Source organism: Robinsoniella sp. (assembly GCF_034124845.1).
Map to the genome: position 1 here is coordinate 1 of NZ_JAWYAJ010000335.1, position 2,087 is coordinate 2,087.

Below are 2,087 nucleotides of genomic sequence, written 5' to 3' on the forward strand. Positions count from 1 at the left end.
CCGCAGAAAAGAAGTGGTGATGTTTGGATTAGAAGCCCATAGATGGACCATTCAGCAGGTAAAAGCAGGTGTGACAGCCTCCGATATTGCCAAGAATTTTTATCAGTATTATGCAGATAACGGTTATAAAGATAACTTTGTATATGGTCCCCTGCATGGTACCGGGATGATAGAGGTAGAGGCACCGTGGGTAGAGACCATATCAGACTACGCATTGCAGCCGAATATGACCTTCCAGGCGGATACCTTTATCTCCACAGATACTTTCGGGGTGCGCTGGGAAAAAGGTATTGCCGTTACGGAAAATGGCTGTGATATTCTGTCACCGGAGATTGGAAAACTGTATGAACTTGTGTAGTAACCCGTTGAGAATCGTATAACTCAACTCCCGGCAGATAACTAAATGTTTCACAGGCAGGCAATATCAATCGCCGGAGGCGATATAGAAGGAGTGATAATACTATGCAAATGGTTGATTTAATGTTTCAGGAACTTCAGGATGCAAAAGAAAGAAAGGTGCCGTTTATCATCCCAATCGGTACCATCGAGTACCATGGTTTACATGCCAGCAACGGTACCGATACTATGGTAATCAAAGGTGTGATGCGGGAACTGGAAAAGAAGAAGGAGATTGTGGTATGCCCGCCAATCTGGTATGGGGTGGCAAGCTGGGCAGTAGCCGGTCCCGAAAGCGGAACGATTCATGTAGACGTGGATGTCTATGAGAACTACATTTATTGTATTTTAAAATCAATGATCTGGGGCGGCGTGAAAAATATTTATTGTGTGGCGCACCACCAGACGGAAGAAGCAGGGCTGATGCCTATGACTCTGGCATGCCATAAAGCCGCGAAAAAAGTCATTATGGAATATATGGAGGAGACCAGGGGAAAAGGCTGGTGGGGAAGCAACGATTATGCCGGTTATTATGAGGCCCTTGGTTCCGGGGAAGACCCATTTTCCTATATCAAAGTCATTCCTCTTCTGAGCGCCGAGGCGCAGAAGAAGTGCGGAGGATTTGATCATGCCGGCAAATACGAATCCAGTCTGATGTACGCCTTATATCCGGATCACGTGGATCTGGAAAAGACCAAAGAAAATACGGAGTGGTTCGCACTGAATTCCGTGGAAACCAGTAAGGAACTGGGGGATCATATGGTGCGGTGTGCGCTGGAAACGCTGGAGGAAATAATCAGATAAAAAACATGTTCTGGGAGGAATATATGACAGAAAGAGAAAAAGCAGCAGCAGGTATTTTATACGATGCTCAGTATGATGAAGAAGTAACCGCCAACCGGGTAAAATGCCAGAACCTCTGTTATGAATATAATCAGATTCCCCACGGTGATATTCAGGCAAGGGAGGCATTGATTCCGAAAATTGTAAAGAAAATCGGGAAAGACTTTGTAATCGAACAGCCTTTCCGGTGTGATATGGGCTTCAATGTGGAGATCGGGGATCATTTCCTGGCAAATTATAATCTTATCATACTGGATGGTGCCAAAGTAGAAATCGGAGACCATGTAATGATTGCGCCTAATTGCGGCATTTATGCTGCAGGGCACCCTTTTGATGCACAGCTGCGGGCAAGCGGGCTGGAGTATGCCTGGCCTGTGAAAATAGAAGATCATGTCTGGATAGGCGGGCATGTGTGCATTATGGGAGGCGTTACGATCGGGGAAGGAAGTGTAATCGCTGCCGGAAGCGTTGTAACAAAAGATATCCCGGCGCATGTGCTGGCAGGAGGAAATCCCTGCCGGGTGATACGGGAAATAACACCTGCAGACGATGACAAGTACAGAGGCTGACGGAAATCGTTTGCTGCTTCATAGCAACAAACTTTAAAAGATCTTTTCAGTCTGTGCCATGATGAGGCAATAGCGGAAGAAATTACCCAGGAGATTTTTCTCAAAGCCATGCAGAATATTCACCGTTTTAAAGGAGAGTGCAAGATTCAGGTCTGGCTCTGTCAGATTGGGAAGCATCAGAGTCTGTATTGGCGGAAAAGGGAACAGGCAATGGAGATGAGATCGATCAGACCGAACATGGAATTGGAAGTTGAAAGTATATTTGTTTTCCAGTATAAT

Annotated in this window: 4 protein-coding genes; all 4 read left to right on the forward strand. The window is 45.8% G+C overall.

Features of this window, described 5'->3' with window-relative positions:
* Window positions 1-358: M24 family metallopeptidase (locus ACH2DQ_RS16985; protein ID WP_395027535.1), on the forward strand; the 358-nt coding region annotated here is incomplete at its 5' end.
* A gap of 104 nt (window positions 359-462) precedes the next feature.
* Window positions 463-1,200, forward strand: a complete 738-nt coding sequence (locus ACH2DQ_RS16990) for a creatininase family protein (protein ID WP_394916140.1) — start codon at window positions 463-465, stop codon at window positions 1,198-1,200.
* A 23-nt stretch (window positions 1,201-1,223) separates the two neighbouring features.
* Complete coding sequence (locus ACH2DQ_RS16995) at window positions 1,224-1,808, forward strand: sugar O-acetyltransferase (RefSeq protein ID WP_394916139.1); 585 nt, start codon at window positions 1,224-1,226, stop codon at window positions 1,806-1,808.
* A 51-nt stretch (window positions 1,809-1,859) separates the two neighbouring features.
* A partial coding sequence (locus tag ACH2DQ_RS17000) for an RNA polymerase sigma factor (RefSeq protein ID WP_395027538.1) occupies window positions 1,860-2,087 on the forward strand: 228 nt, incomplete at its 3' end.